Origin of the sequence: Allorhizobium paknamense (genome assembly GCF_030815125.1) — a bacterium.
In the GTDB taxonomy this organism is placed as follows: Bacteria; Pseudomonadota; Alphaproteobacteria; order Rhizobiales; family Rhizobiaceae; genus Allorhizobium; species Allorhizobium paknamense.
On sequence record NZ_JAUSWH010000003.1, the window covers coordinates 306,057 to 331,791 of the forward strand.

Here is a 25,735-nt window from a genome sequence, read left to right on the forward strand (position 1 = left end):
CGGGGACCGAAATGGCGCGTATCAGTTACCTTCTTCGTCGTGGTGCAAGCTACTATGCTCGCATCAAGGTTCCGACCGACCTTATTGAGATCATCGGCAAGAAGGAGCTTGTGAAGGCGCTCGGCACGAAGGATGAAAATGTAGCAAAGCGTGAAATGTGGCCGGTAGTCGAAGGCTGGAACCGGCACTTCGAAGACCTTCGATCCCGACGCGAGTTGAAGGGCGACGATAAGGCCGTGGCCGTTTGGCAGCACTACGAGGAAACGCTTCAAAGCTATGACCTCAAGCAGCGCGCCCTGCCAACCCCGGCGCAACAGGATGCAGAGTTGCAGAAACTCTACCGCCGAATCGAAGTGGGCGAGATCACGTCTGACGACTTCGTTGGAATGATCAACGCATATGCCCACTATGAGCTTATGCTTCGCGCCCGCACCGACGACGCGAACCTTCGCACCCGTCGCTTGAACGCCTTAAAGATCGCGCTCACGTCCGGCGATACGAAGTTGATTGAACCGGCAGTGAAGGACTTCATTTCGAAGCAGCGCCTGCTTGTCGATGTCGATTCTGGTGAATATCGCGAACTTTGCACGCTGATGACGCGAGCAGAGATCGAAGGCTTGCAGCGCACCCTTGAACGGGACAAGGGCGATTTCACCGGTTCGCCAAAAGACCCCATTGTAAAGCCCGTAGTGGGTAGCGCGCAGGAGGCGGCAGCGCCGGGTGAAGCCATTATGGAGCTATTCGACAATTACGCCCGCGAAAATCCTAAACAGATCACGGCTGACACATTAGCACAGGCACGCCGCGATGTGGGGACGTTCGTAGATTTGGTTGGCAGCACCTGCCCGGTTCATCGGATCGACAAGAAAGCGGTTCGTGAATGGAAGGCCTTGTTGATGAAATACCCGGTAAAGGCGACTGAGACCAAGGCGTTTGAAGGAATGAAGATCGCGGAGATCGTCAAGCACAATGAGACGGTCGGCAAGCCCGCCCTGACACCGCGCACCGTCAACCGCTATCTGTCCAGTCTCGGGGCATTCTGCAATTGGCTCGTGAATAATGGCTACCTCGATAGCAATCCGACGGAAGGCATGTCGCTGGCGAAAGACAAAAAGAAAAAGGTCTTCCCCTTTAAGACCGACCAGATGAACGCCCTATTCAAGTCTCCGTTGTTCACCGGATGCCAAAGCGATGACGCTCCTCGGTTCTGGCATAAGCCCGGCAACGTCCTTGTCCGTGATCACCGCTTTTGGGTGCCGTTGGTTATGCTTTATTCGGGCGCTCGTCCGGCAGAAATTGCGCAGCTTGCTATTTCCGATGTTCGGGAAGAACGCGGCCATTGGATCATGGACATCACGGAAACGACGGATGGCGACGATGAGGAAGAAAACACTAAGAGCGTCAAAACAGAAGGTTCGCGGCGCGTCGTCCCTGTCCATAAGGAACTCGTGAGACTTGGCTTTCTCGAATATCACACCAGCATGAAGAACGCCGGACAATCGCGCCTCTTTCCCTTCGCAGGACGCAATTCACGAGGACAGATGATCGCGGATTACAGCCGGGAGTTTGGCCGCTACCTTGCCCGTATAGGGCTAAAAAATGGACGTGGCCTTTCTCTCTATTCCTTCAGGCATGGCGCGTTCGATGCCGTGCGCCGCGCTGGATATTTGGATGAGCAATTTAATTTCATCTTCGGCCATGTCAGCGGGAACAAGGTCACACGCGGTTACGGTGTTCTTGCGCAAGGTATGCTTGAGCAGCGCGTCGAGTTAATCAACGCGATTGCATATCCTGGTTTAATCTTGCTGCATTTGCATAGTGCGTAACGTTAAGGTTGTAAAAAAGTTTTTGACTTATGGTGGTGCTGCAAAGGTGCCTAACAACTGCAGGACAATTGATGAGCGAGTTAGATAACGCCGTAGAGGTGACTCCGAAAAAGGGCGCCTCTGCCAAGGATAGATTAAAGAACGCCTCAGACTACGCTGGGGCTATAAACAGGATGATTTTTCTCTGGGGATCGATCCTTTTTTGTGTATATTGTCTGAGGAATTCTAGTATTTCATTTCTGGGGTTTAATTATAATTTAGATTATTTGGGATTTTTTGCGATTCTTTCCGTAGTAATATATTTAGCGATAGTTCTTTGGGTGATTGTGCGGGAGCTTGTAATATATACGTTCTCAGTGTCGCTTGGCGTGTTACCATTAATGTCTGAGGAAATTTGGAGGAGCGCAACGCCGACCGTCAGGGTGAAATGGACTTGGCTGACGATTTTTTTTAGCATCATGTTAGCGGGTTTGTTGGTGGCCTCCCTCAAGTTTCTCTATTTGATTGTTCGTAACGGATAGGACAATATATCTAAATAGGAATAAAAACCTAAAAAATGATTCACAAATGAGTCCAGATGTGCGATTCTATTCTCAATTTAATTGAGGATGAAACGCATGGACTTCACCGGAATTTTTTCAAGTGCAAAGAAGGCCTTTGGCTTTCCGGCAGAAGAGAAGGCGTATTCCCTCACCGATTCTGCGAGCAGCGAAATCTTTGGCGTGATCCCGACTGCATCCGGCGTTGTCGTTACTGGCAACTCGGCAATGCATGTCCCGGCAGTGCTTCAGGCCGTCCGTCTAATCTCTGAAACTATCGGGTCACTACCTTGCAAGCTCTATCGCGAAGCTGACGACAGCAAGGAAGCTGCCAAGGATCACCCCGGCCACAAGATCACCCATAGCCGTGCTAATGACTGGACCAGCGCCGGGCAGCTTCGCATCGACCTCACAGTTGACGCCTTGCTTCATGGTGCGGGCTGTGCGCAGGTTGTCCGCGCGTCCGATGATCGTCCCCTTGAGCTTCACCGTCTGGACCCGTCGAAGGTGCAGCGCCGTTGTGAGGATGACGGCGAACCCTTCTATCTCGTGTCAGCGGAACGCGGACAGGTCAGGCTCTCCTATCGCGATGTTCTCTATATCCCTGCCTTCGCTGGCGTTTCGCCGGTCAAGCTTGGCCGTGAGGCCATCGGTATCGGCCTCACCCTCGAAAAGCATACCTCGAACCTCTTCAGTGACGGCGCACGTCCGTCCGCAATGTTCTGGAGCGAGAACACCGTTCCCGACACCGAAGCCGGGACGAAGGTTATTGCCAACATCCTGAAGGACTACCGGGCTGCTTTCAGCGGCGGTAAGCAGTCACGCCCGCTGATCGTGCCGAACGGCTTCCGATATCAGCAGATGGCGCTTGCTAGCACCGATGCCCAGTTCATCGAAAATCGCCTTGAGCAGATCAACGAGATCGCCCGCATCTTCGGCGTCCCGCCGCACATGCTCTACCAGCTTGAGCGCGCGACCTGAAGCAACGCGGAACAGATGGCCGCGAGCTTCCTTCAGCTTTGCCTTCGCCCTTGGCTGGACAAGTGGCAGGACGCTTATGCGACCGTGCTTCTAACCGACGAAGAGCGCGACACCCTCTATTTTGAGTTCGTCATTGACGACCTTCAGCGTGCCGACGCGGCAGGCCGTGCCGAGATCTTCGGCAAGCTCGTCGCCATGCGCGCTATGACCCCGAACGAAGTCCGCGCCGCGATGAACCTTCCCGCACTGCCCGGCGGCGACGAACTCGCAAATCCCTATACCACCACGACCGCAAACGGCCTGCCCCACAGCGAGCCGCCGAAGGAAGCAGCCTAATGAAGCACACCGCCTTTTTCGGTGATGGCGAAAAGACCTTCGCCCTTACGACCGAGATGATTCTTGAGCTTGAGCGGAAGACCGGCGTCGGTATCGCCGCGCTTTATGCCCGTTTCATGCGGCAGGAATTCCACTTCGCCGACATGATTGAAATTGTCCGCACCGGCCTGATGGGTGGCGGGACTTCCCCGGTCGAAGCACAGACCCTTGTCGATACCTACGCCAAGCCGCGCCCGGTCATGGAAGTGTTTCCGCTTGCATTCGACATTCTGGACGCCCGCTGGAACGGCACACCGGAAGAGGTGGCCGAATGACGGACACTCAGAATCTCGAAATCAAGGCGACCGTTTCCATTGATGACACCGGCACCGTCACCGGCATCGCATGGCCGTTCGGCTCGCCGGATAGCGTCGGTGACGTGATCGAAAAGGGCACCGTCGCCTTCGCGAACAGCGTGCCCATGGTCATGGAACACGATCAACAGAAGGTTGTCGGCATCTGGGAAACCTATGCCGAGACCGACCGGGGCCTTGAAGTGAAGGGCCGCTTGTTCGTGGAAGGTATCGGCCCCGCCCGCGATGCGCACCGGCAGCTTAAGGCCGGGAAGATCGGCGGATTGTCTATCGGCTTCCGTCACACCGGTTTCGAAACGCGCGCCGAAGGTGGCCGCGTCTTCAAGTCCATCATCATCAACGAAATCAGCCTTTGCCGCTTCCCGGTGCATCCGGGGGCGCACGTCACTGTCGTTAAGTCCCAAACTGAGGAAAATATGGAAAACGAAATCGAGAATGCACCGGAAGCTAAGGCAGATCCGGTTATCACCCCTGAAGAACTGAAGGCCATCAAGGCCCGCATGGACAAGCTGGAAGCGAAGGCGAACCGCCCGCTTGCCGCAAACAGCAACCATCCCAACGGTGGAAACGACAACGATGAGCGCAAGGCCTTCGTCTCGTATCTTCGCCGTGGCATCGAACGTATCAGCCCGGAAGAAGTGAAGGCACTCACCGTATCGACCGACGCGAATGGCGGATACCTGGCACCGGAAGAATTCGGCAGTGAGCTTATCAAGCTCTTGAACGAGTATTCGCCGATCCGCAGCTATGCCCGCGTCGTTTCGATCTCGGCACCGGAAATCAAGTATCCGCGCCGCGTGTCCGGCACTTCTGCAACGTGGGTGTCTGAAACCGAAGACCGCACTGAAAGCGGCATGACCTTCGAACAGATCACGCTGACCCCATTCGAACTGGCGACCTTCACCGACGTTTCGAACCAGCTTCTCGAAGACAACGCCTATGGCCTTGAGGGCGAACTTCTCGCCGACTACGCCGAAAGCTTCGGCAAGACCGAAGGCGTAGCCTTTATCAAGGGCACCGGCACCGGGCAGCCGAAGGGCATCATGACCGCGACCGGCATCAAGGAAGTGAAGACAGGCGTTGCCGCGTCCTTCCCGACCACGAACCCGGCAGACGTGATCATCGGCATGTATCACCAGATTGTTACGTCGCACGCTCAAAACGGCGCTTGGCTCATGAACCGCAATACCCTGTCCGTCATCCGGCAGTGGAAGGACGGCACGGGCCGTTACCTTGTGCTTGACCCAATCACCGCAGGCGGCGTTATGACCCTGCTTGGCCGTCCGATTGTCGAGATGCCCGACATGGACGATATTGGCGCTGGCAAGTTCCCGATCCTGTTCGGCGATCTGTCGGGCTATCGCATCATCGACCGCGTCGGTCTTTCGACCCTTCGCGATCCCTACAGCCTCGCAGGCAAGGGACAGGTTCGTTTCCACGCCCGCAAGCGTGTCGGTGCGGACGTGACGCACCCCGACCGCTTCGTGAAGCTGAAGGTCGCGGTATAATCCTATGACTTATCAGCGGCCCGCATATGAACAGGTAACGATTGCGCACGGTGGCAGCACCGTGACGCTTCGCCCGACCTTGCGGGCCGCTGTTACCCTTGAAGCCCGCTTTGGCTTCCCGGCGATGTTCCGTGCGCTAGAGGAAGGCAGCTTCACCGTCATTTCCGAAATCATCCGCATGGCTTCGTCCCCCATGCAGGATGCAGCGGCTTTCTTGTTTGGCATTGCAGGAAAGCCGCTTTCCTCTTTCATCATCCCGGCCCGCATTCCGCTTGCAGAGCTTGTGTCAATGCTCATGCCCACGCCCGATCCGAAGGCAAAGCGTGTTCCCAATTCAGGCAAGCCCGTCACGTGGCCGGATTTCTACGCTGGCCTTTATGAGAACGCGACCGGCTGGCTTGGCTGGGCGCCCGAACAGGCATGGAACGCGACCCCCAACGAGATTTGCCGCGCCTATGCCGGACACGTCACCAAGCTGAAGGCCATCCATGGTAGCGGCGAAGAACAGGGCAGGGACCACGAACAGAACTCGGAGCAAGCCGCCCGCAGCATCGCCGATGGCCTTGACCCGGAATTTGACCGTAACGCCCTTCGCGCCCTGAAGGCAAAGCTGAAGGGTGCCCGATGATGAAGCCACCCCGGATTTGCAGTTGCGGCAACATCGTCACCAACGGCGAGCTTTGTGATTGCCAGATGAAGGCCAAGCGCGAACGCAATGCCCGTCACGACGCCACCCGCCCGACTGCCGCACAGCGCGGTTATAACCATGAATGGCGCAAAGCCCGTGCGGAATACCTTCTTGCGCACCCGTTCTGCCGCGAGTGCGCGAAGCAGCAGGTGTTCACCCCCGCGACTGTTGTGGATCACACCATTCCGCACCGTGGCGATAAGCGCCTGTTCTGGCACCGCGCCAACTGGCAACCGCTTTGTGCACCATGTCACAACTCGGTCAAGCAACGGCAGGAGCGCGCGCTGTGATTAAGGCCCTTGAAATGGCGAAGGGCGCCACAGGGGCGCCCTTCAATCTCCCGGCAGGACTCGAACCTGCAACCCCCAGCTTACAAGGCCGGCGCTCTATCCAGTTGAGCTACGAAAGGTCAACGGGTTGCAATATGATAATTCTCAACCCGCTTGTCAAGGAAGGCGAGAAGATTTCTGCAGCGCGCGCAGCCGCCCGTCAGCATGCCTGTGCGCTTCTCACGACGAACAGCCCTCACGACCAGAATGTCGCACAGGCGATTGGCACATCTACATCGAAACAGCACAGGGCGGGGGCTCCAATTTATGCGTATTCAATGGGACCGGCGGGGGGAGCACTTTGCAAGAGAGCATCAATATAACTTTTTCAGGAAATGACACATGACGGTTGTTAGCCTCAACCTCGCCAAACAACACATGAAGATCGACGGAACCGCCGAAGATGAGCTTATTGCGCTCTATCTCGACGGCGCGGAAACATGGATTTCGAACTACATCGGCAGGCCTCTGACCGAGTTTGACCCGCTTCCGGCAGACATGAAAATCGCCATTTTGCGGCTTGTTTCCTTCTACTACGAGTGCAGAAACCTCGCCACATTTGGCGTTTCCGCCCAGCTTGCGCCCATGGGCGTAACCTCGATTCTCGATTCCTATCGTGAAAAGTGGTTTGGCGATGGCGAATAAGAGCGGCAACGGCCTCACAGAGACCATGGCAGCATTCGACCGCATCGCCCGCGCCCCGCGTGAGGCCGTGCTTCCTGCCCTGATGAAGTCCGGCGAAGAGCTTGCGGCAGCCCAGAAGGCGCTTGCCGAAACGTCCCGCGATACCGGCGCGCTGATCGACAGCATCGAAGTCACCGCACCCGGCCAGCACACACCGCCCTTCAGTCAGCCGGGCGGTTCCCGTGTTGCCGGTGAGACGGAAGTCCTCGTGACCGTCGGCAACGAAGACGTGCGTTACGCGCACCTTGTCGAATACGGGACGGCCAAGGCTGAAGCCCAGCCCTTCTTTTGGCCCGCGCTTCGCCTTCTGCGAAAGCGCCTTCAGAACCGCATCAACCGCGCCGCGAAGAAGGCCGTTAAAGACGCATGGAATGAGCAATGATCGAACCGACGCTTGCCCTTCAGACCGCTATCCGCACCGCGCTTATCGCCGACCCGGCAGTGAGTGCCCTTGTCCCGGCTAGCCAGATTCGGGCCGGAGGTTCGCGGCCTGGCAAGACGCCGTGCGTGATCATGAGCGACGGCAACACCGCCCTGCATGGTCAGGACTACACCGCCCAGCGCGCGGCGTGGGTCTACGTGGACCTGCATATCTGGACGCTGGACGCTGGCGAGGACGCCGCGAAAGAACTCGCCTTCGCCGTGACGACAGCGCTCGACAAGTCCATGACCATCGAAGGCGGCTATTGCGACCATTTCCGCGTCAGCGCATCCCGGTTCCCACGCGATCCTGACTCGGCTTATGGTCATGGCGTCCTGTCCGTCGAAGCCCTCATTCGGTGGATTATTTGATGCTGAATATCGGAAGCATGGATCGCCGCATCACCATTGAGCGCGAGACGGAAACCGTAAAGCCGTCCGGCAGCGTCGTGAAGTCGTGGGCGCCCGTCGCCACTGTATGGGCGGAAGTCCTTCAGCAGTCGGCGAGCGAGTTCTTCACCAGCTACGGCGAGGCAGAGACGGGCACCGTCATTTTTCGTGTCCGCTATCGCCCTGGCATCACGACCGCGGACCGCGTGACCTATGAGGGCACGGCCTACGGCATCAAGGAAATCAAGGAAGTCGGCAGGCGTGACGCGCTGGAGCTTCGCGGCGAGGCCCTGACATGACCCACCTTCGCGGCGTCAAGCCGCCCGTTGAACGCGACAGTAACGCACTGACTAAGGCACCTTCGGCACCGAAGCACCTTTCAGCCTATGCCCGCGCCGAATGGAAGCGGATCATGCCGGGCCTCATCGAACGCGGCATCATCACCCTTGGCGATCTTGGCGGGGTAGAAGACTACTGCCGCGCCCGTGGCCTTGTCCGCGAGATCGAAGACACCCTTCGCGCGTCCGGCGAAATCGACATGAAGCTTTGCCGCCTTCAGGACAAGGCAATGCAAACCGCCCGGCAGCTTGCCGCCGAATACGGCTTGTCGCCGGTATCGCGCGCCCGTGTCGGAAGTGCAGCCGGTGGCGACGATGACGACGACAATCCGATGAGCATCGGCAGGAACCGCCCGCATGACTAAGAGCGCGTTTCCGCAGTGGGTTTATGACGGCAGCGCCATCGATGACCCGTTCGGCTACGGACAGGAAGCCGTCGATTTCATCCGGGCATTGAGGCACCCGGCGAGCACCGCGCCGAAGGGCCGGTTCCAGCTATACGATTTTCAGGAGCGCATGACCCGGCGCATCTATGGGCCGCGCAACGCCGATGGAAGCCGGATCGTCCGCACGGTTTTCCTGATGCTGCCCCGTGGCAACCGCAAGACCAGTATCGCGGCAGCATGGGCACTACTGCACACCATCGGCCCGGAGGCTCGCCCGGCAGGGCAGGCCATCTTTGCCGCGTCCGACCGCGAACAGGCTGGCATCGGCTTCAAGGAGGCCGCAAACATCGTGCGCGAGGATCGGCGCTTGATCGCGGCGACCCGCATCTATGACGCCCATAATTCGGCAAAGAAGATCATGTGTCGCCCGAACAAGGCGGAATTGCTCGCTGTTTCCAGTGATGGCGCTGCCCAGCACGGCAAGACGCCTTCCTTCGTCCTTGTCGATGAAATCCACGCTTGGAAGGGCCGCGACCTTTGGGAAGCCCTGAAGTCCGGCATGGCGAAGGTTCCCGACACCCTCATGATCATCGCCACGACCGCAGGCCGTGGACAGGAAAACATCGGTTTCGAGATTTACGACTACGCCCGGAAGGTCGCGACCGGCGAGATTAAAGACCCGTCGTTTCTGCCGATCATATTCGAAGCCGAACCCGGCGACGATTGGCGCGATGAAGCTGTCTGGGACAAGATTAATCCCGGCCTTGCCCATGGCTTCCCCGATCTTGGCGGTTTGCGCACCATGGCACGCGAGGCCGAACACCGCCCCGCCGAACGGTTCGCATTTCAGCAGTTTCATTTGAATATGTGGCAGGCCGCTTCCCGCGATCCGCTCTTCGATATGGCCGTTTATGACGCGGGCCGCGATCCGAACTTCGACCTCGCCGACCTTGAGGGCCTGCCGTGCTGGCTTGGCGTTGACCTGTCCCGGTCCGGCGACCTCACCGCCATCGTCGGCGCATGGCGTCACGATGATGGCCGGATCACGGTTCACCCGTGGTTCTTCCTGCCGTCCGAAGGTTTGGAGGACAAGGGGAAGCGTGAACAGGTTCCCTATGTCCGGTGGCGCGATGAAGGGCTGTTGAACGTCATCGACGGCCCGGTGATCGAACCGGACCTGATTGCCGACAAGATCATTGATCTTTGCGGCACCTATGACGTGCGCGAAGTTATCTTCGACCCGTCACTTGCCGGGCCACTTATGGGCAAGCTTATCGATCACGGCGTCAACGTGCTTCAGGTTCCGCAAACGGCGAAGCACATGCACGGCCCGATTTGTGACCTTGAGCGCGTCGTGAATGGTCGCCGCCTTCGGCACGGCGCGCACCCGATCCTTCGCAACCACTTCGAAAGCGTCGTGGTGAAGCGGGCAACCAGTGCCAGCGAATTGACCACGATGCACAAGGGAACCCGTCATTCGAACCATATCGACGGCGCGATTGCGTCGGCGTTGTCCGTGTTCCGGGCGGCGGCGAACGACAATCAGCCCACTCTTCACGAACTTGACCCCGACGAATACGCCGCCCGCATGGATGCCATGTGGGATGAGGCAGCATAAGGAATACCTGGAATGGATGATACGCAGCGCCTTGTTGTAAGCCTTGAAGCCCGGCTTACGAAGTATGAGCGGGACATGGCCCGCGCCCGCAACGTCACGAACGACAACTTCAAGAAGATGGAAGGCCGCGCCCGGCAGTCTGCCGAAAACATGGAGAAGACCATGGCCAAGGCGTCGGCCTCCATCGGCGAGAAGCTTCAAGGCATGTTCGCACCGCTCATGAAGGGCGGCGCGGTTGTCGCTGGCGTCGGCGGTGCTGCCATCGCCCTCAAGGAGATCGCAAACAGCGTTGCCGAAGTGGACCGTGAGGCCCGCAAGGCTGGCGTGCCGTCGAAGGTTTGGCAGCAGTGGACCTATGTTGCGACCGCGACGGGCTTGAGCATTGACGGTGTGACTGACGCCCTCAAGGAGTTGAACATTCGCGGCGATGAATTTGCCCAGACCGGCAAGGGCAGCGCCGAAGAAGCATTTAAACGGCTTGGTTATACGGCGAGCGATGTTGCGCAGCGGTTGAAAGACCCCAATCGTTTCCTTGATGAAATTATTGGCAAGCTTCAGCAGATGGATGCGGCGGCACAAACTCGTATTCTGGATGAGGTTTTCGGCGGTCAGGGCGCGGAAGAACTGGCTAAGGTTTTGGGGCTGTCCGTCGCTGAAATTCAGAAGATGCGCAGCGAGGCAGCGACCTTCACCGACGAACAGATTGAAGCCGCGAAGCGTATTGATCGCGAGTTTTCGACCATGTGGCGCAATTTCATGGTCTATGCCAAGCAGGCGGCAGTCGAAAGCGTTAACGTCGCTGCGAAGGTCATCGGTTATATCAATGACCCTTCAGGCGGCGCGCGTGATAAAGTCATTGCCGACTATAATGGCGTCGATCAGCAGCTTGAACGCCTTCGGCAGCAGCGCGACAAACTGAATAGGCAGATCGCCGATACCGAAGAAAACCCCCTGAACGTCCTGAAGGAAGCCGAACTTCGTCAGCTTCGTGCCGATCTGTCTTCAGTCGAAGAGAAGATTGCCGCGCTGACGGGCAGCAGTAAGGATTTGTCAGCAGCAAGCACCAGTCTTGCAAGCGCTTTTGATCGCGATGTTACAACGGCAGCAAATTTCAGATCGGCGCTCGCCGATCTTAAAAAGCTTGTGCCGGAACTGAAGGTTGAACTTGATAGCCTTGCGACTACGGACGGCATTGACGCAGCCTATCATAAGGCAGTGAACAGCGCCCGGACGATGGGCGAAGTCATGAGCGCCACGAACATTGCCAATCGGGCGAAAAGCATTGCGCGATATGGTAAGTATGACAACATCCTTGATCTTATCGGCAGTGTCGAAAGCGGTGGCGATTATAATGCGACCCTTGATAATGGACGATGGACGGGCGGCGCGCAGAACCTTGTCGGCATGACGCTTGATCAGGTCCGTGACCTTCAGCGTAAGATGCTTGCCGATCCGGCAAACCGGGCGCTTTACGGTAACGGCAAGGGTTCGTCCGCACTCGGTAAATATCAGATCACCGGCGCGACCCTCGAAGGACTGATTAAGGAGCTTGGCCTTTCGGGCGATAGGCTGTTCGATCAAGAGACACAGGATGAACTTGCCCGCGCCCTTCTTCGCCGACGTGGCAATGATCCAGCCGCACTTCGGCAGGAATGGACAGGCTTGAAGCGTGTAGATGATGGCACCATCCGCACGGCCTACGGTGCAACCCCGACAGCGGCCCAGCCGCTTACCCCAACTGACAGCGAGAAGCAGCGGACGGAATTGCTGAAGCAGCAGGATGCGGCGCGCAAAAGCTTGAATCAATCGGTGCAGGAAGGTCTTGACCTCGCACGGTTCGAACAGTCGATTTCCGGCATGTCAGCCTCGCAGCAGCGTCTTGAGCTTGCTGTGTATCAGGCCCAGCAGGAAGCCAAGCGGGCGGGCATCACGCTCACCGATGAGGAACTTCAAAAGCTTCGCGAGAAGATCACGCTGACCCAACGGCTTGACGGTGAAAACCAAAAGGTTGCAGCGTCCGCAGAGGGTTTGAAAAATGCACAGCAGTATTTCGCTGAAAGCTTCACGTCTTCACTGTCCGGCTTGCTGACCGGCACCCAGACCTTGAATGGTGCACTACAAAACATTTTGAATAGCCTGATCGATGCAACCCTTCAGGCGGCACTTCTCGGCAAGGGACCGCTTTCTGGTCTGCTTGGGGGCACGGGAACCGGATTGCTTGGCGCGATCTTCGGCTTCGCTGACGGCGGCTATACCGGCGACGGTGGCAAGTATGAACCGGCAGGTGTTGTTCATCGTGGCGAATACGTCATGTCAAAGAAGGCTACCAGCCGGATCGGCGTTGCTAATCTAGAGGCCATGCACAACAGCGCGCTTCACGGATATGCCGAAGGTGGCCTTGTCACGAGTGCCCCAGTGCTTCGTTCGCCGAACCTGAAGGCTACAAACGCTAACGAACCGGCAGCACAACAGATCACCATCTCTGCACCGATCACCGTGAACGGAAGCGCGGGCACGCCGGAACAGAACAGCGACCTTGCGGCAAAGATGGCGAAGCAGTTGGAAGTGTCGATGCGGACTGTAGTTGCTCAGGAGATTTTGCGCGCATCACGGCCTGGGAACGTTCTAAATAAGCGCATGCGGTGATAATTTTACTGAACGTAAGTGTTCACTTACTCATATAAATCAGCTATAAAGAAATACCCGGTGCGGCTCAAAGCACCGGGTATTCTGGAAGAACCAGCCGCTTACTGGTTGAGATTGAATATAGGATAATTATCCTATTTCGTCAAGTCAGAAGCGGTGCCTCTTGAGTTATTCGTGAACCTCAAGCGGACCATACTGGCCTTGAACGATAAGGGCGATACCGGGAACATGACCGGCGCTTTCAGTCAGCCAGAGACGAACGGAAAATCATGCTGACCGGCTCCCCGATGGAGAACATCGGACGCTTCAGTAAGGTTGTCGCCGCACCGGCCATGCCGGGAATGGACGCAATAAAAAGATGGACGCCATGTGAAACGCTGACAGGATCAGCAACCACAACGTCCAGTCACGTATCGATTGAAGGAAAGTCGAACGTGGCGCACCTACCGCTTTGCCCGCAAGGGCAGGATTACGGAGTGCTGCTAGGCAAATGGAAGCCGCCTAGTGGGCCTAACGAGCCAGAACTCTTCACCACCTGTTTGACGCAGATATCCCCCTCGACTTGAACCACTGCCGACCGCTCGCCGGTCGGCTTTATGTGTGGTTCAAGTCGAGGGGGAATAAGTCCTATTCCCGCAGGTGATTATGCGCACCAATGATGAGACAGACGCTCAACCGGACTAGCGAGCGACAGCGAAGCTGGGCAAGGCCGAAGGCCGCGCAGGGAGGGAGCGAAGCGACCGAGTGTCAGCCTATCTCGATTGCCACTGAATTGACCAATCGTCTTCTTCCCATGCCCCGTTCGTTCCGAGTGGGCGAAGGACGATATGCGCCTTCATTAGAGCGGCTTGCGGCTTCCGGGCGAAGTAAGCGCCTCGACACATCCGGGTGGCAACGAGGTGTAGGATTTCATCCGCCGACAGCGTTACGGTTGTCCGTAGTCCGGTTTCATCTTCAATTTGGCAATCAAAAAGCGTCCCCATTTCATGCCTTCTAGGTTTTGAATTGGACAATAGATTGGACTTGATGGTCCAATGAAATTTGGCGATACAGTCCAAGTCACCGGAGAGCGAATATGCCAAAGAAGACTTGGGCCGAATACAAAAGAGAACAACGTAAGCGCGAACGTGAGCGAAGGCTCACGGAACGTGATGCGGCAGTTCCCGATCTTCGCACGCCGTTCTTCGAATATTTTGAAAAACACGGGGGTATCGATCTGAATTGGTATGCCAGCGTTATGGGGGCCGAATGGTTCAACTTTGAAGACGACAGTGGAATTAAACCCGATAACGTCGATGCGCTGGCACGTGAAGACGTAGAGAACGCAGCGACTTCGCTAGCCAAGGCGGAATTGCTGATCGGACTCTTTATCAACGCAGCAACTGATCTTGCCTCGGTAGTTTCTGCCTACAAGCGCTCCGAGATTGAAGCACGACTATTGGAGGCGCAAAGATCATCCCCGGTCAACCGGGACGAGGTGATCCGTCTTAAGAACTTACGTTACCGGCTGAATAGGCAGGTGCGTTGGGCCTTCCCACAATGGAGGGCATCGGGCGATTAGCCCTTAAAGAAAGGGAACGGCAAAGCGAAGTTTGGTCGCCGAACTTTGCCGCCCCACGGTCTCAAAACATCGCACAAACCATGGAAGGAAATAGCGATGATTACTGAAACTACCACGACCCAGGCACCCGCCGCAACGGATGCCCGCGAACGTCTTCTGAATCTGATTAGCGGACAGCTAGAAAGCGTCTACGCCATGCGTGAAGAACGGATTAACTGGTTTAAGGAAGCCGCCTATCTTCTCAGGCAAGTCGAGTTGTGGGCTGTGCAACACGAACCGGAGGGGCATCTGATCTTTCGCGATCCGGCCGACGCCATCACGATGGATTCGATCTGATGGCAATTGTTATTGAAGACGGGCGGAAGCTTACACGGCGCGAAGAGCTTGAATGTGAAATCGCGCTACTGATTGAAGAATCAGTCAGGTCCGACCAAGATGTTAGCCCTTTCGAGCTTGCGGGGTTGATCCTTGAGCTTATTGAAGAAGAAACCGGCTCAACGTTTAACGGCTAGCGCACATTAGCTATGAGTTCATCGCAAAATGACGATTCACACGACTGGCGAGGTAGCAATCTCGCCAGTTTCAACGCGCCATAGAAGATTGCAATATTTTCTCACATAGCGGAGGTTAATATGTGTAGTCAATATGAAGGGTTGTCCGCTAAAGAAGCAGACGATCTTATGATTGGAATGATCAATCTTCTTGTTTGTGATGTTATGGATGAAGCCAGAGCCATGACAAAAAAAGAATGGGACACACGAGACGCCCGGTATCTTCCTCATTATTTTGCCAGCGCGATTTTCTATACGGTTCAAAACCGGCTACGAGAAGCGCCACAGTGCTAAGTCGTCGCCAGCGTAAGAAACAAAGGCAGGAACGGCGGCGGAAACAGTGGTTTCATCAATATGAGATTGAATACTTCATAAGGCGCGAATATCCCGGATGCCCTGAAGCCGCTGTTCTCTATTACGCTTGGGAAATCTGCACTCGCTGGAAAAACTGGCAGGGCGTGTCAATCGAGGCGGCAGTTGACGTTACGATACAAAACCACCTTCGACACGAATTCACTGACTATGATCAAATGCTCATGGTCGGCGTGCATCGTAAGGATGCTCGAAAGCGCGTGCAGCCCCGAGTGCGGGCCATGATGGCAAGTTGGAAGATGAGTGCGCCCTAGACTCGGTCCTACACTCTCGTTGGGTTTTTCTTGTCTATACCCTTCGACATATGCACAATTGGGAATACGCAGGGGATTCTATCAATGCAATTCAACTATCGCGCCACGGCGCGCTTAATAGCCCGTCACGCGGTCCGCCTAGCATGGACGACCACGCAGCAAAAGTGGACGACATCATTCGGTCTGGCCGGGCTGGTGCTGGCAACAATGGTAACGCCAAGCTTCGGTATCGTGGCTTTCGGCACCGCCTTCGCCGGTTGGTGGCTGGCCGTGTTCGTGATTACGCTGCTCTTCGGCCTCATGGGCAACCGCGTCGGTGTGGGTCGAGAGAAGGCAACAATGGTGCACCAAGCGCAGACCAGCGCGCGGCAGGACTAACATGAAGCGGATGGTAGTCTGCGCCCTCGTGGTTTTCTCTGGCGCGAGCACCGGTCATGCCGATGATAAGGAAGCCGCGTGCTTAAGCTCAGCCCTAAACACGCACCTTGCGGCAAAAACCAAGCTATTTGATGCAGCCGGGCCGATCATGAGTCCTGACACACAGATGAAGCGTCGCAGACTTGATGAGCAATACTGCATGTTTGTGACGGAGTGCAGCCTGACGGACCAGACAGGCGATGCCAGGAGGATGGTAGCAAGCGCCTTGTTTTCCTCGTGTCTCAAGACAACTGAGGACTGACTGCTACCTGTTTCGCCAATTTTGCGCAATAAGGTAGATAGTTGTGGCTTAGCATGTATTGACCAAGAGCCAAAAATAGAACAAAATAAGAACATACAAGGAAATCAAAACGGAAGACTCAACAAAGTCGATAGGTGATGCTTGAATTACAACCACTGTGATTCGAGGCATTGGCAAACATTCGGCGTGAGGGTTTAAAGGGATGGCTTCTAGGAAAAACGAGGAAGTTAGCGCGAGTTTTCACTATCTGGTCCGTGTGCGGAAGAGTGCGGATCAAGAAGTAATGACCCCGTTCACGGCGGCGGAATTCGCTGCCTTGTTTGCTCGGATGCAGGCGCAGAAGCCTTTCGATTTGACCGTGGATCGAGACATTGAAAGACTTCGAACTCAGAAGGAGGGGCCGCTCGAAAATCTTGCGATGATTAACCCTCGCACTATATTCGGGACGTTTAGAGCTTCCTATTACGGACATGGTTACGACAACTCAGAGAAAGGTCGGATTTCGGCCGATAGTGTGAACCTTCGGCCATTTCACTTTGTCCTCTATCTTGCTGAGTCAGGTAGGATATATGTCGGCTCGCAATATTTGGGGCAGTTTGGCGGCTATCGGATTCTCCGCAGCACAATCGCGGGTATGTTGCCCGAGAGCGGGACCATAAGGTCGATATCTCACCGGCTGGGAGCGTCTTACTACAAGAATGCAGTGCCGAAGGAAATCCGAGTGAACGTCGCAAACAAGTCAACGTCACTTGCGGGACGTAGTCAGCTCGGCGGGAAGATGATGATTGCTCTTACCCGGACCAGCAAGGATGATCCGCTTATCAATAGGGTGAAGCGAGATGTGATACCCTTTTTTGGTAAAGGCCAAGGAGCGATAAGGCAAGCGGTAGCCAGTTTGATGAACCAGAGCGACTTGGTAGAGATTGATGACGAGGATGTATTGGATTGCACCGTCCTAGCTGACATGAATGGAAAGTCTACGACCATCTACATGTTTGAGAACGGGATGCACGCAACCAGATTCAGGCTGGATGTTACCGTCGATGATGATGGGCACCCTGCTAATGCTGACACCTGCAATGAAATTGTTAACGCACTTAACGAGCACGTCATAGATGTGATAAGCAATGGCTAGTATCAGTTCGATCATCGCGAGAAACAACGCTACGTTCTATAACTATAGAACGGGCGAACGACTTCGCGTGTGGCCGAGGGTTATGCTTTTCATCGTCATATCGCCAATTTTGGCTTTCCTTTTGACAGACGAGCTTACCGATTTCATCAATTCGATCAACACTGTTGCGTCAATCCTCCTTGGCTTCGGCTTCAGCGTGCTATTTTATATTGCGAGCAGTAAGGATGATGAGGTCTCGCCCAACTCGTCGCTGGAGCAGAAGAACCGCGCGCGCCGAGTGAATGCCCTCTCGCGGGAGCTTTTTCACAACGTCTCTTATTTCGTGATGATGGCATCCGCAGGTCTGGCTTTTGCGATGATTGTAATTGCACCAGAAGCTCAAGGTGACTGGTTTTCGAAGCAAGCTCTTCCGCTTCTGGGTAAGGCGATACCGAAGGCGGCTGACTACCTCTGGTGGGTTAGCCTTGCCATTCGTAGTGTTTTCTTCTTCCTCATAATCGAGGCAGGCTACACGTTTGGTCGCATCGTGGGCAGAGTCAATTTTCTTTTCGAGGAGAAGCTGTCGAGCGGGAATGGCACCCAATAGCCAACACTAAGCTCGCATCCGATGTGAAGCTGAGTTTTCACCGCGCTCGGTGCTAGCGTGATGAGCGCATCGTTATTGCGACTCGACGGACAGGTTGATGGTGGTTGCCTCAACTGCCACGGTGATCCGTGTGGTGCATCCGCAAGCGTGTAACACTTAGGGTGCTCTAATAAGCGCCAAGCCCTTGTTTTTTCGTTTAAAAAAGGAGCTGGCTGGGGCGCCTGGATTCGAACCAGGGGATGGCGGTACCAAAAACCGCTGCCTTACCGCTTGGCTACGCCCCAACTTTGAGAATGACGAAGCATTGCCTCGCCTGCGGTGGAGCGCTCTTAGCAAAGCATTGGGCGGGCTGCAATCACCTTTCGCAGGAATTTTGTGAAGGAATGCTTTCAAAAAAATCGGGAACGATGTCCGCCCCCATGGGTTGTCCTCCTGTCAATTGAAGACGTTCCTTGAAACAAACGGAAAGGAAAGGATCATGACGTCCATTACCTCCGCGAAAATTCTCATTCTCGCCACCCATGGCTATGAGCGGTCCGAGTTGCATGTGCCGCTGGAAGAGCTGAAGCGCAGGGGCGCTGACGTGAAGATCGCCTCGTTGAAGAAGGAGCCGATCAAGAGCTGGGACGAGAAGGATTGGGGCGATACCGTCGATGTCGATCTGACGGTGGATCAGGCCTCGGTCGAGAATTTCGATGCGCTCGTCATCCCCGGCGGTCAGATCAACCCTGATATTCTGCGCACCGATGAAAAGGCCGTGAAGCTGGTGAAGGATTTCGTGGCCTCCGGCAAGGTCGTTGCCGCCGTCTGCCACGGTCCGTGGCTGCTGGTTGAGGCTGATGCGCTCAGGGGCCGCAAGGCAACCTCCTACCACTCCATCAAGACCGACGTGAAGAATGCCGGTGCCGAATGGGTGGATAAGGAAGTGGTGACCGACAAGGGCATTATCACCTCGCGTAATCCGGGCGATCTGCAGGCCTTCGTGGCCAAGATCGTTGAGGAAGTCGAGGAAGGCCGCCATCAGCGCCGCGCCGCCTGATTTCATTTGCCCGATGGTTTGGAAAGCCCTCTTTCTCCGGAAAGGGGGCTTTTCTCGTGTTTTCCTCGCTCTCCTCTTGCGGTAGCAATGGGCAAAACCATCGGAGACCAGCCATGCCCGGATATAGCGCCCGTCCGCCCGCCACCTCCACGCTTTTGCAGGAGGATGCGCAGGTGCGCATCATGCGCTGGGATTTCGAGCCGGGTGCCGCCACCGGCCATCATGTGCATGGCATGGATTATGTGGTCGTGCCGCTGACCGATTGCCATTTTCTCATTGAGGATGCAGAGGGAGAGCGCCGGGTGTTCACGCCCGCCGGTGAATCCTATCGCCGCCCGGCGGGAATTGCCCATAATGTCGTGAATGGCGGTGAGGCTCCCATGGCCTTCATCGAGATCGAATATAAAGCATAACGGACCTTCCCATAATGAATGCTTCCTGGCGTCTTGCCGAGACCTACCAGCCCGCCCATGGCGAGGCCGTACCGCTTGCGCCGGGCGTGCAGCGCGTCACCGCCGGCAATGTCGGCGCCATGACCCACCAGGGCACCAACAGCTACATCGTCGGGGAAAAATCCGTCTGCGTCATCGATCCGGGCCCGGAGGACGAGGCGCATTTCCAGGCGCTGCTGAGGGCGCTGGAAGGCCGCGAGGTGACCCATATCCTGGTCACGCACACCCATAAGGACCATTCCATGCTCGCCCCCCGCCTCAAGGCGGAAAAGGGCGGGCTGCTGGTGGCGGAAGGGGCACATCGGCTGTCACGTCCCCTGCATCCGGGGGAGGTCAATCCTTTCGCCAAAAGCTCGCATATGGAGTTCACGCCGGATCTGATCGTCTCGGATGGCGCTTTGCTGCAAGGCGACGGCTGGGCGCTGGAAACGGTGCTGACGCCCGGCCATGCCGCCAATCACGCCTGCTTTGCCTTGCGGGAGCTCGGCGTGCTGTTTTCCGGCGATCACGTCATGGCCTGGGCCACCTCGGTGGTCGGGCCGCCGGATGGGTCCATGGCCGCCTATCTCGCCTCGCTGGACAAGCTGCTGGCCCGGCAGGACCGTTTCTACCTTCCCGGCCATGGTGGACCGGTCACGGAGCCGCGCGCCCTGGTCAGCGGCATGCGCACCCACCGGTTGACGCGCGAACGCGCCATTCTGGGCCGGGTGCGCGCAGGCGATCACACCATCGAAGCCATGGTGCAGAGCATGTATCGCGGGCTGGAGCCCGGCCTCCTCAAGCCCGCAGCCCTTTCGGTCTTCGCACATCTTGAAGATCTTGTCCGCAAGGGGGAGGTGGTCGCCGACGGTCCCGCCTGTCTCGATAGCAGCTATTATGCTGTGTAAAATCTATTGATTTAATAGAAAAATAGTGCCATCTTCCGTCTTGCTGGGCGCTGCGACGCCCGAAAGACCGGGTCAGGGGGAGGGAAATCTCCGACGCGCCGGGAGATGAGAGATATTTGCTCTTCAAGCCGCCCGGCTTGAAAGGCAATTCCTGTTCCTGTGGGCCGAAAACGGCGATACTCCCCGAACGATAAGCCTTGTAGCCACAAGCGTTCGGACATTTCTTCAGGAACATCTCCTTCAGGACCCCTGGCATGACATTGCAAAGCAGAATTGAAGCCGCCGCCGCGCTCGATGCAGCCTTCGCCTCGCTTGATCTTGCAGGCCGGTTGCAACTGGTCGCCTCGCTTGGCGGGCGTGCCGTTTTCACCACCAGCCTCGGCATCGAAGATCAGGTCATCACCGCGGCTATCGCGCTTTCGGGGGCTGAGATCGAGGTGGCGACGCTGGATACGGGCCGGCTCTTCAAGGAAACCGCCGATCTGATCAGCGAGACGGAAGAGCGTTTCGGCATCAGCATCCGCCGATTTCATCCTGCCCAGGACGATATCGACGCCTATGCCGCGAAATACGGCCTGAACGGTTTTTATGAAAGTGTCGAAGCGCGCCATGCCTGCTGTCATGTGCGCAAGCTGGTGCCGCTGGCCAAGGCGCTGGAAGGCGCTTCCGCCTGGGTCACGGGCTTGCGCCGCAGTCAGTCCGGCAACCGCGCCACTACGCCGTTTGCGGAATATGACGCCGAGCGCCAGCTCATCAAGGTCAATCCGCTGGCGGACTGGTCTCTGGAAGAGATCAACGCCTATGTGGAAAAGGAAGCGGTGCCCACCAATCCGCTGCACAAGCGCGGCTATCCCTCCATCGGCTGCGAGCCCTGCACGCGCGCCATCAAGCCTGGCGAGCCGGAGCGGGCGGGCCGCTGGTGGTGGGAAAATGACGAGAAGCGCGAATGCGGCCTGCATGTGCCGGAAGCCGCACTTCCCTCGCTCAATTCCAGTTCTCTCTAACAAATTCCGTCATTCACTGCGTTCCTGCCTGCCCTTGGGTGGCGGGACTCGCGGCAAAAGGGTAGAAGACAATGGCCGTTCAGCCTTTGCCAGGAAGTCAGATAATGCATTTGCATCAGTCCGAGTTTGATCCGCATTCCAAGGATGCCGCCCCGCGCGCGCCGCTGGACCCGCATCTGAAGGCGCTGGAAAACGAGGCGATCCACATTTTCCGCGAGGTGGCGGCAGAGTTCGACAATCCCGTCATGCTCTATTCCATCGGCAAGGATTCCTCCGTGCTGCTGCATCTGGCGCGCAAGGCCTTTTATCCTGGCCGGGTGCCGTTTCCGCTGCTGCACATCGATACCGGCTGGAAATTCAAGGAAATGATCGCTTTCCGCGATGAAATGGCCCGCCGTTACGATCTCGATCTGGTGGTGCATACCAATCCGCGCGGCAAGGCGGAAAATGTCACGCCCTTCACCCATGGTTCGGCGCTTTACACCGACATCATGAAGACGGAAGCCCTGCGGCAGGCGCTGGATGCCGGCAAATATGACGCCGCCTTCGGCGGTGCGCGCCGCGACGAGGAAGCCTCCCGCGCCAAGGAGCGCATCTATTCCTTCCGCACGCCGGATCACAAATGGGACCCGCGCAACCAGCGGCCGGAACTGTGGAGCATCTATAACGGCATGATCCGCCGGGGCGAAAGCGTGCGCGCCTTCCCGCTGTCCAACTGGACGGAAGTGGATATCTGGCGCTACATCCAGGCGGAAAACATTCCGCTGGTGCCGCTCTATTTCGCCGCCAAGCGCCCCTATATCGAGCGCGACGGCATGATGATCATGGCCGAGGACGAGCGGCTGGAGCTTCTGCCCGGCGAGGAAAAGAAGGAAGGCATGATCCGCTTCCGCACGCTGGGCTGCTTCCCGCTCACCGGCGCCATCCGCTCCGAGGCCGAGACGCTGGACGAAGTGATTGCCGAGCTTGAAATCGCCACTGTTTCCGAGCGTCAGGGCCGCGCCATCGACCGCGACCAGTCCGGCTCCATGGAAAAGAAAAAACGCGAAGGATATTTCTGAGATGACCGCAAGCGCCAATGCCCTCGCCACTGCCGAGCCCCAGGCGGAGACCGCCGCCAAGCTTCGCGACACGCGCCCGCTGCGTCTCATCACCTGCGGCTCCGTCGATGACGGCAAGTCAACCCTCATCGGTCGCCTGCTCTGGGATACCAAGGCCGTCAAGGAAGATCAGGCCGCGACGCTGAAGCGCGATAGCGGCAAACAGAACGATCTCGGCCTGCCGGATTTCGCCCTTTTGCTGGATGGTCTTCAGGCCGAGCGCGAACAGGGCATCACCATCGATGTCGCCTATCGCTATTTTGCCACCGACAAACGCTCCTTCATCGTGGCCGATACGCCCGGCCATGAGCAATATACCCGCAACATGGCAACGGGGGCCTCCACCGCCGATCTCGCCGTACTTTTGGTCGATGCCCGCGCCGGTATTCTCGAGCAGACCCGCCGCCACGCCACGATCGCCTCGCTGATGGGCATCAAGCAGTTCGTGCTGGCGGTCAACAAGATCGACCTCACGGAGTATGACCGCGCCGGTTTTGAAGCGATCTCCAGCGAGTTCCGCGAGATTGCCCTGACGCTCGGCGTGCGCCAGGTCACCGCCATTCCGATGTCGGCGCTGAAGGGCGAAAACGTCGTCTATTCCGGCAAGGCCGTCATGCCCTGGTATGAAGGCCCGACGCTGGTGGAAACGCTGGAACTGGCGCCGGTGCGCGGCGCACAGTCCACGGGCTTTCGCCTGCCGGTCCAGCGCGTTTCCCGTCCGGGTGAGAGCTTCCGCGGCTATCAGGGTACGGTGGCCGGTGGGGCGGTCAAGCCGGGCGACAGCGTCGCCATCCTGCCGTCCGGCGCTATCGCCAATGTCAAGCAGATCGTCACCTTCGATCTGGTGCGCAATGCCGCCGTGGCCGGTGATGCCATCACGCTGGTGCTGGACCGTCAGGTGGATGTATCGCGCGGTGACATGATCGTTTCGCTGGAAGCCCAGCCGCTGACCGGGCTTGCCTTCGATGCGCAGCTCGTGGCGTTGCAGCCCGGCGGCATCCTGCCCAACAAGCGCTACTGGCTGAAGAGCGGCTCGCGCCGCCAGCGCGTGCAGGTCACGCCGGTCTCGCAGCTGGAGCTGAAGAGCGGCAAGTGGCAGCCCGCCGAAAGCCTGGCGATGAACGCCATCGGCAAGGTGCATCTCTCCTTCGACGAAAAGGCAATTTTCGACCCCTATGAGCTGAACCGCACCACCGGCGCCTTCATCCTGATCGATCCCGACACCAACAATACGGTTGCAGGCGGCATGATTACCGCCAAGCGCTCCGATTTGGGCGGCCTGCATTCGCAAGAAGGCCGCGTGCTTCTGTCGCTGCCGGCCGATCTCGCCGACCAGATCATGGCCACTGAAGCCATGGCCTCGCGCCGGGACGAGGTGGAAATGCGCCGCGTGACCGCCGCCAAGGCCCGCGACGTGCTGGACGGGATCGACGGCTGACTTCGAAACCGGTTCGCATTTTTCTGTCCGGAGCCGCAAATTTCAAACGCCCCGGTCCTGTGAAAGGACCGGGGCGTTTCACTCTGCGTAGAGGCTGCAGAGCTTACCCGCCGGTCCGCCTGGTCGTGTCACGGGTAATGAGCTGAAAACCGAGATCCAGAATCTTTGGTGTGGGGCGCCCGGCGCGGGTGCGCAGCACCATGTCCAGCCCCTTGAAGCCGAGATCGTAAAGCGGTGTCTGCACCGTGGTCAGCGCTGGCACCGTGTAGCCGGAAAATTCAAGCCCGGTGAAGCCGCAGAGGCCCATCTGGTCGGGAACGCTGATCCCGCGCCGCTGACATTCGAACAGCAGGCCGGTGGCCATCTCGTCGGTGGCGCAGAAAATCGCATCGAGATCCGGAGCGGCGGCAAAAAGCCCGTCCAGCACGCGCGAGGCGGCGGGAATGACGGTGTCGCCGCCGGTCAGGAAGATCAGGTTCGGATCGAAGATCCCCGCATCCTGCAGGGTATGCTGGAAACCGGAAAGGCGCATGCGCACCGGAATGTCCAGCCTTGCCGCCGCAAAACCGATGCGTCGATAGCCCTGGCTCAGAAGATGTTGCGTGGCGGTGGTCGCCGCAGCGGCGTTGTTGATGCCGATGGCCATGTCCACCGGCGGCATGGTGATGTCGATGAACTGCACCACGGGGCAGGGGGCGCGGCTCAGCATGTCCATCACACCCGGGTCCATCTGCACGCCGCCGATCAGGATACCGGTGGGGTTCTGGCCGTAAAATTGCTTGAGCTGGTAGATCTCTTCCTTGGGATCGTAGCGTGTATTGGCATATTGCAGCCGGATACCGCTATCACGCGCCCTGTCCTCCAGCCCGCGCATCACGGGGGGGAAGATGGCGCTGCCGAGCAGGGAGGTTAAAACCCCCACCAGATTGCTGTGACGGCTGGCCAGCGCCCGTGCGGCAAAATCCGGCACATAGCCGGTTTCCTCCACCGCCTTGAGGATCGCTTCCCGCAGGGCCTCGGAGACTTTCTCAGGCTTGTTGAGCGCCCGCGACACGGTGATCGGGCTGACCCCCACTTGTTGAGCGACTTCCGTCAAAGTTATTTTCGACGATGCTTTTCTGAGGCTTCTCACGATGCGCTTTCCCCCACATTTTACGCGAAACGTACCGCTCAAGATAGACAAAAACAGGCTTAGTTACCTATGGTCGTATATTTAGTATATTTCAGAAATAAAAAAAATAGCCATGACATATGTCAAATTTCGCGGAAAACTCCCTGAAAAATATGAGGCGGATTCCTTCGTTTTCGACTGATTTCCGCAGCTTGTGCTTCATAAAGTTGAGAAAGTCTAAAGCCGATCACAACTATTTGTTTTGACAGAATAATCTTATATACCTGCCGGGTACGGTTCTGTCGCAAGGGTGGTGTTTTCCCTCGATAGACCTGCCGGGTTTCGCGAAAAGCGGCAGGGGATTGCCGGTCACGAAATGTAAAAATATGAAAAAAACCTGCCGGTGCACTTGCCTTGCACATGCCTTAAACTTCTCAAAAGAGGGCCGCTGATTCGTAACTCTCAACCTCCGCACCCCAGGGTCATGCATACCGTGTGGTGCAGGTGGAACATCGGCGGGCAAA

28 protein-coding genes, 2 tRNA genes and 1 pseudogene are annotated in these 25,735 nt (G+C 57.3%); 27 read left to right on the plus strand and 4 right to left on the minus strand.

Translation table 11 applies throughout. The annotated features are described in order from the left end of the window. Nucleotides 1-11 precede the first annotated feature (11 nt). From QO005_RS07295 to QO005_RS07325, 7 genes and pseudogenes are all read left to right on the plus strand, one after another. Nucleotides 12-1,826, plus strand: a complete 1,815-nt coding sequence (locus QO005_RS07295; RefSeq protein ID WP_307157331.1) for a site-specific integrase — start codon at nt 12-14, stop codon at nt 1,824-1,826. Between the two features lie 71 nt (nt 1,827-1,897). After that, a complete protein-coding gene (locus QO005_RS07300; RefSeq protein ID WP_307157332.1) occupies nt 1,898-2,347 on the plus strand; it encodes a hypothetical protein in 450 nt (149 codons plus the stop codon). A 96-nt stretch (nt 2,348-2,443) separates the two neighbouring features. Continuing rightward, nucleotides 2,444-3,682, plus strand: a pseudogene (locus QO005_RS07305) (phage portal protein). Continuing rightward, nucleotides 3,682-3,996: a gene transfer agent family protein gene (locus QO005_RS07310; RefSeq protein ID WP_307157333.1), complete on the plus strand. Its 315-nt coding sequence runs from the start codon at nt 3,682-3,684 to the stop codon at nt 3,994-3,996. Before QO005_RS07305 ends, QO005_RS07310 begins: the two are co-directional and overlap by 1 nt. Continuing rightward, nucleotides 3,993-5,543, plus strand: coding sequence for a phage major capsid protein (locus QO005_RS07315; protein ID WP_307157334.1), 1,551 nt, complete (start codon nt 3,993-3,995; stop codon nt 5,541-5,543). The genes QO005_RS07310 and QO005_RS07315 overlap by 4 nt, the downstream gene beginning before the upstream one ends. Before the next feature lie 61 nt (nt 5,544-5,604). Continuing rightward, nucleotides 5,605-6,171, plus strand: coding sequence for a hypothetical protein (locus tag QO005_RS07320; protein WP_307157335.1), 567 nt, complete (start codon nt 5,605-5,607; stop codon nt 6,169-6,171). Next, complete coding sequence (locus QO005_RS07325; protein ID WP_307157336.1) at nt 6,168-6,521, plus strand: HNH endonuclease; 354 nt, start codon at nt 6,168-6,170, stop codon at nt 6,519-6,521. The genes QO005_RS07320 and QO005_RS07325 overlap by 4 nt, the downstream gene beginning before the upstream one ends. A gap of 45 nt (nt 6,522-6,566) precedes the next feature. Here the strand turns inward: QO005_RS07325 and QO005_RS07330 are convergent. Then, a tRNA-Thr gene (locus QO005_RS07330) sits at nt 6,567-6,640 on the minus strand. A gap of 262 nt (nt 6,641-6,902) precedes the next feature. Here QO005_RS07330 and QO005_RS07335 point away from each other — a divergent pair. The 14 genes from QO005_RS07335 (at nt 6,903) to QO005_RS07400 (ending at nt 18,180) form a co-directional block, all read left to right on the plus strand. Beyond that, on the plus strand, nt 6,903-7,205 hold the full coding sequence (locus tag QO005_RS07335) for a head-tail connector protein (protein ID WP_307157337.1): 303 nt from the start codon (nt 6,903-6,905) through the stop codon (nt 7,203-7,205). After that, nucleotides 7,195-7,626: an HK97-gp10 family putative phage morphogenesis protein gene (locus QO005_RS07340; protein WP_307157338.1), complete on the plus strand. Its 432-nt coding sequence runs from the start codon at nt 7,195-7,197 to the stop codon at nt 7,624-7,626. The genes QO005_RS07335 and QO005_RS07340 overlap by 11 nt, the downstream gene beginning before the upstream one ends. Then, entirely contained in the window at nt 7,623-8,036 is a 414-nt protein-coding gene (locus QO005_RS07345; protein WP_307157339.1) for a DUF3168 domain-containing protein, read from the plus strand. The genes QO005_RS07340 and QO005_RS07345 overlap by 4 nt, the downstream gene beginning before the upstream one ends. Beyond that, on the plus strand, nt 8,036-8,353 hold the full coding sequence (locus QO005_RS07350) for a phage head closure protein (protein ID WP_307157340.1): 318 nt from the start codon (nt 8,036-8,038) through the stop codon (nt 8,351-8,353). Before QO005_RS07345 ends, QO005_RS07350 begins: the two co-directional genes overlap by 1 nt. Further along, on the plus strand, nt 8,350-8,757 hold the full coding sequence (locus QO005_RS07355; RefSeq protein ID WP_307157341.1) for a phage terminase small subunit P27 family: 408 nt from the start codon (nt 8,350-8,352) through the stop codon (nt 8,755-8,757). Before QO005_RS07350 ends, QO005_RS07355 begins: the two co-directional genes overlap by 4 nt. Continuing rightward, nucleotides 8,750-10,396, plus strand: coding sequence for a terminase large subunit (locus tag QO005_RS07360; RefSeq protein WP_307157342.1), 1,647 nt, complete (start codon nt 8,750-8,752; stop codon nt 10,394-10,396). Before QO005_RS07355 ends, QO005_RS07360 begins: the two co-directional genes overlap by 8 nt. A gap of 12 nt (nt 10,397-10,408) precedes the next feature. Next, entirely contained in the window at nt 10,409-13,042 is a 2,634-nt protein-coding gene (locus QO005_RS07365) for a phage tail tape measure protein (protein WP_307157343.1), read from the plus strand. Nucleotides 13,043-14,117: 1,075 nt separating this feature from the next. Further along, the gene (locus QO005_RS07370) at nt 14,118-14,603 is read left to right on the plus strand and encodes a hypothetical protein (RefSeq protein WP_307157344.1); all 486 of its coding nucleotides are present in this window, start codon (nt 14,118-14,120) and stop codon (nt 14,601-14,603) included. Between the two features lie 96 nt (nt 14,604-14,699). Next, nucleotides 14,700-14,939, plus strand: coding sequence for a hypothetical protein (locus tag QO005_RS07375; RefSeq protein ID WP_307157345.1), 240 nt, complete (start codon nt 14,700-14,702; stop codon nt 14,937-14,939). Next, nucleotides 14,939-15,115 (plus strand): hypothetical protein, encoded by a 177-nt coding sequence (locus QO005_RS07380; RefSeq protein WP_307157346.1) that lies wholly within the window; start codon nt 14,939-14,941, stop codon nt 15,113-15,115. Before QO005_RS07375 ends, QO005_RS07380 begins: the two co-directional genes overlap by 1 nt. 236 nt (nt 15,116-15,351) lie before the next feature. Next, nucleotides 15,352-15,780: a DUF2293 domain-containing protein gene (locus tag QO005_RS07385; RefSeq protein WP_307157347.1), complete on the plus strand. Its 429-nt coding sequence runs from the start codon at nt 15,352-15,354 to the stop codon at nt 15,778-15,780. An 84-nt stretch (nt 15,781-15,864) separates the two neighbouring features. After that, nucleotides 15,865-16,158: a hypothetical protein gene (locus QO005_RS07390; protein ID WP_307157348.1), complete on the plus strand. Its 294-nt coding sequence runs from the start codon at nt 15,865-15,867 to the stop codon at nt 16,156-16,158. 584 nt (nt 16,159-16,742) lie between these two features. Continuing rightward, nucleotides 16,743-17,594 (plus strand): hypothetical protein, encoded by an 852-nt coding sequence (locus tag QO005_RS07395; protein ID WP_307157349.1) that lies wholly within the window; start codon nt 16,743-16,745, stop codon nt 17,592-17,594. 82 nt (nt 17,595-17,676) lie between these two features. After that, nucleotides 17,677-18,180 (plus strand): hypothetical protein, encoded by a 504-nt coding sequence (locus QO005_RS07400; protein ID WP_307157350.1) that lies wholly within the window; start codon nt 17,677-17,679, stop codon nt 18,178-18,180. Nucleotides 18,181-18,389: 209 nt separating this feature from the next. Here the strand turns inward: QO005_RS07400 and QO005_RS07405 are convergent. Next, a tRNA-Gln gene (locus tag QO005_RS07405) sits at nt 18,390-18,464 on the minus strand. 194 nt (nt 18,465-18,658) lie between these two features. Between QO005_RS07405 and QO005_RS07410 the strand changes: the two genes are divergently transcribed. The 6 genes from QO005_RS07410 (at nt 18,659) to cysN (ending at nt 24,100) form a co-directional block, all read left to right on the plus strand. Further along, nucleotides 18,659-19,219, plus strand: a complete 561-nt coding sequence (locus tag QO005_RS07410; protein ID WP_307157351.1) for a type 1 glutamine amidotransferase domain-containing protein — start codon at nt 18,659-18,661, stop codon at nt 19,217-19,219. Between the two features lie 113 nt (nt 19,220-19,332). After that, the gene (locus QO005_RS07415) at nt 19,333-19,632 is read left to right on the plus strand and encodes a cupin domain-containing protein (RefSeq protein WP_307157352.1); all 300 of its coding nucleotides are present in this window, start codon (nt 19,333-19,335) and stop codon (nt 19,630-19,632) included. Between the two features lie 14 nt (nt 19,633-19,646). Continuing rightward, nucleotides 19,647-20,558 (plus strand): MBL fold metallo-hydrolase, encoded by a 912-nt coding sequence (locus QO005_RS07420; RefSeq protein ID WP_307157353.1) that lies wholly within the window; start codon nt 19,647-19,649, stop codon nt 20,556-20,558. Between the two features lie 254 nt (nt 20,559-20,812). Further along, nucleotides 20,813-21,562, plus strand: coding sequence for a phosphoadenylyl-sulfate reductase (locus tag QO005_RS07425; RefSeq protein ID WP_307157354.1), 750 nt, complete (start codon nt 20,813-20,815; stop codon nt 21,560-21,562). 104 nt (nt 21,563-21,666) lie between these two features. Further along, nucleotides 21,667-22,623 carry a sulfate adenylyltransferase subunit CysD gene (gene cysD / locus QO005_RS07430; protein WP_307157355.1) on the plus strand — a complete coding sequence of 319 codons (957 nt, stop codon included), beginning with the start codon at nt 21,667-21,669 and terminating at the stop codon, nt 22,621-22,623. Nucleotide 22,624: 1 nt separating this feature from the next. Continuing rightward, nucleotides 22,625-24,100, plus strand: coding sequence for a sulfate adenylyltransferase subunit CysN (cysN, locus tag QO005_RS07435; RefSeq protein ID WP_307157356.1), 1,476 nt, complete (start codon nt 22,625-22,627; stop codon nt 24,098-24,100). 103 nt (nt 24,101-24,203) lie between these two features. On the opposite strand, the gene QO005_RS07440 is transcribed toward cysN, so the two are convergent. Next, nucleotides 24,204-25,196 (minus strand): LacI family DNA-binding transcriptional regulator, encoded by a 993-nt coding sequence (locus QO005_RS07440; protein ID WP_307157357.1) that lies wholly within the window; start codon nt 25,194-25,196, stop codon nt 24,204-24,206. Between the two features lie 158 nt (nt 25,197-25,354). After that, complete coding sequence (locus QO005_RS07445) at nt 25,355-25,633, minus strand: hypothetical protein (RefSeq protein ID WP_307157358.1); 279 nt, start codon at nt 25,631-25,633, stop codon at nt 25,355-25,357. Nucleotides 25,634-25,735 lie beyond the last annotated feature (102 nt).

Bases quoted from the DNA above. Each gene is read 5' to 3' on its own strand.
- QO005_RS07300 (WP_307157332.1), top strand. From the start codon at position 1,898: ATGAGCGAGTTAGATAACGCCGTAGAGGTGACTCCGAAAAAGGGCGCC.
- QO005_RS07340 (WP_307157338.1), top strand. From the start codon at position 7,195: ATGGCGAATAAGAGCGGCAACGGCCTCACAGAGACCATGGCAGCATTC.
- QO005_RS07445 (WP_307157358.1), bottom strand. From the start codon at position 25,633: ATGTGCAAGGCAAGTGCACCGGCAGGTTTTTTTCATATTTTTACATTT.
- QO005_RS07315 (WP_307157334.1), top strand. From the start codon at position 3,993: ATGACGGACACTCAGAATCTCGAAATCAAGGCGACCGTTTCCATTGAT.
- cysN (WP_307157356.1), top strand. From the start codon at position 22,625: ATGACCGCAAGCGCCAATGCCCTCGCCACTGCCGAGCCCCAGGCGGAG.
- QO005_RS07390 (WP_307157348.1), top strand. From the start codon at position 15,865: ATGCAATTCAACTATCGCGCCACGGCGCGCTTAATAGCCCGTCACGCG.
- cysD (WP_307157355.1), top strand. From the start codon at position 21,667: ATGCATTTGCATCAGTCCGAGTTTGATCCGCATTCCAAGGATGCCGCC.
- QO005_RS07345 (WP_307157339.1), top strand. From the start codon at position 7,623: ATGATCGAACCGACGCTTGCCCTTCAGACCGCTATCCGCACCGCGCTT.
- QO005_RS07335 (WP_307157337.1), top strand. From the start codon at position 6,903: ATGACGGTTGTTAGCCTCAACCTCGCCAAACAACACATGAAGATCGAC.
- QO005_RS07420 (WP_307157353.1), top strand. From the start codon at position 19,647: ATGAATGCTTCCTGGCGTCTTGCCGAGACCTACCAGCCCGCCCATGGC.
- QO005_RS07325 (WP_307157336.1), top strand. From the start codon at position 6,168: ATGATGAAGCCACCCCGGATTTGCAGTTGCGGCAACATCGTCACCAAC.
- QO005_RS07395 (WP_307157349.1), top strand. From the start codon at position 16,743: ATGACCCCGTTCACGGCGGCGGAATTCGCTGCCTTGTTTGCTCGGATG.
- QO005_RS07360 (WP_307157342.1), top strand. From the start codon at position 8,750: ATGACTAAGAGCGCGTTTCCGCAGTGGGTTTATGACGGCAGCGCCATC.
- QO005_RS07400 (WP_307157350.1), top strand. From the start codon at position 17,677: ATGCTTTTCATCGTCATATCGCCAATTTTGGCTTTCCTTTTGACAGAC.
- QO005_RS07385 (WP_307157347.1), top strand. From the start codon at position 15,352: ATGGGACACACGAGACGCCCGGTATCTTCCTCATTATTTTGCCAGCGC.
- QO005_RS07310 (WP_307157333.1), top strand. From the start codon at position 3,682: ATGAAGCACACCGCCTTTTTCGGTGATGGCGAAAAGACCTTCGCCCTT.
- QO005_RS07425 (WP_307157354.1), top strand. From the start codon at position 20,813: ATGACATTGCAAAGCAGAATTGAAGCCGCCGCCGCGCTCGATGCAGCC.
- QO005_RS07365 (WP_307157343.1), top strand. From the start codon at position 10,409: ATGGATGATACGCAGCGCCTTGTTGTAAGCCTTGAAGCCCGGCTTACG.
- QO005_RS07410 (WP_307157351.1), top strand. From the start codon at position 18,659: ATGACGTCCATTACCTCCGCGAAAATTCTCATTCTCGCCACCCATGGC.
- QO005_RS07350 (WP_307157340.1), top strand. From the start codon at position 8,036: ATGCTGAATATCGGAAGCATGGATCGCCGCATCACCATTGAGCGCGAG.
- QO005_RS07370 (WP_307157344.1), top strand. From the start codon at position 14,118: ATGCCAAAGAAGACTTGGGCCGAATACAAAAGAGAACAACGTAAGCGC.
- QO005_RS07380 (WP_307157346.1), top strand. From the start codon at position 14,939: ATGGCAATTGTTATTGAAGACGGGCGGAAGCTTACACGGCGCGAAGAG.
- QO005_RS07415 (WP_307157352.1), top strand. From the start codon at position 19,333: ATGCCCGGATATAGCGCCCGTCCGCCCGCCACCTCCACGCTTTTGCAG.
- QO005_RS07375 (WP_307157345.1), top strand. From the start codon at position 14,700: ATGATTACTGAAACTACCACGACCCAGGCACCCGCCGCAACGGATGCC.
- QO005_RS07295 (WP_307157331.1), top strand. From the start codon at position 12: ATGGCGCGTATCAGTTACCTTCTTCGTCGTGGTGCAAGCTACTATGCT.
- QO005_RS07355 (WP_307157341.1), top strand. From the start codon at position 8,350: ATGACCCACCTTCGCGGCGTCAAGCCGCCCGTTGAACGCGACAGTAAC.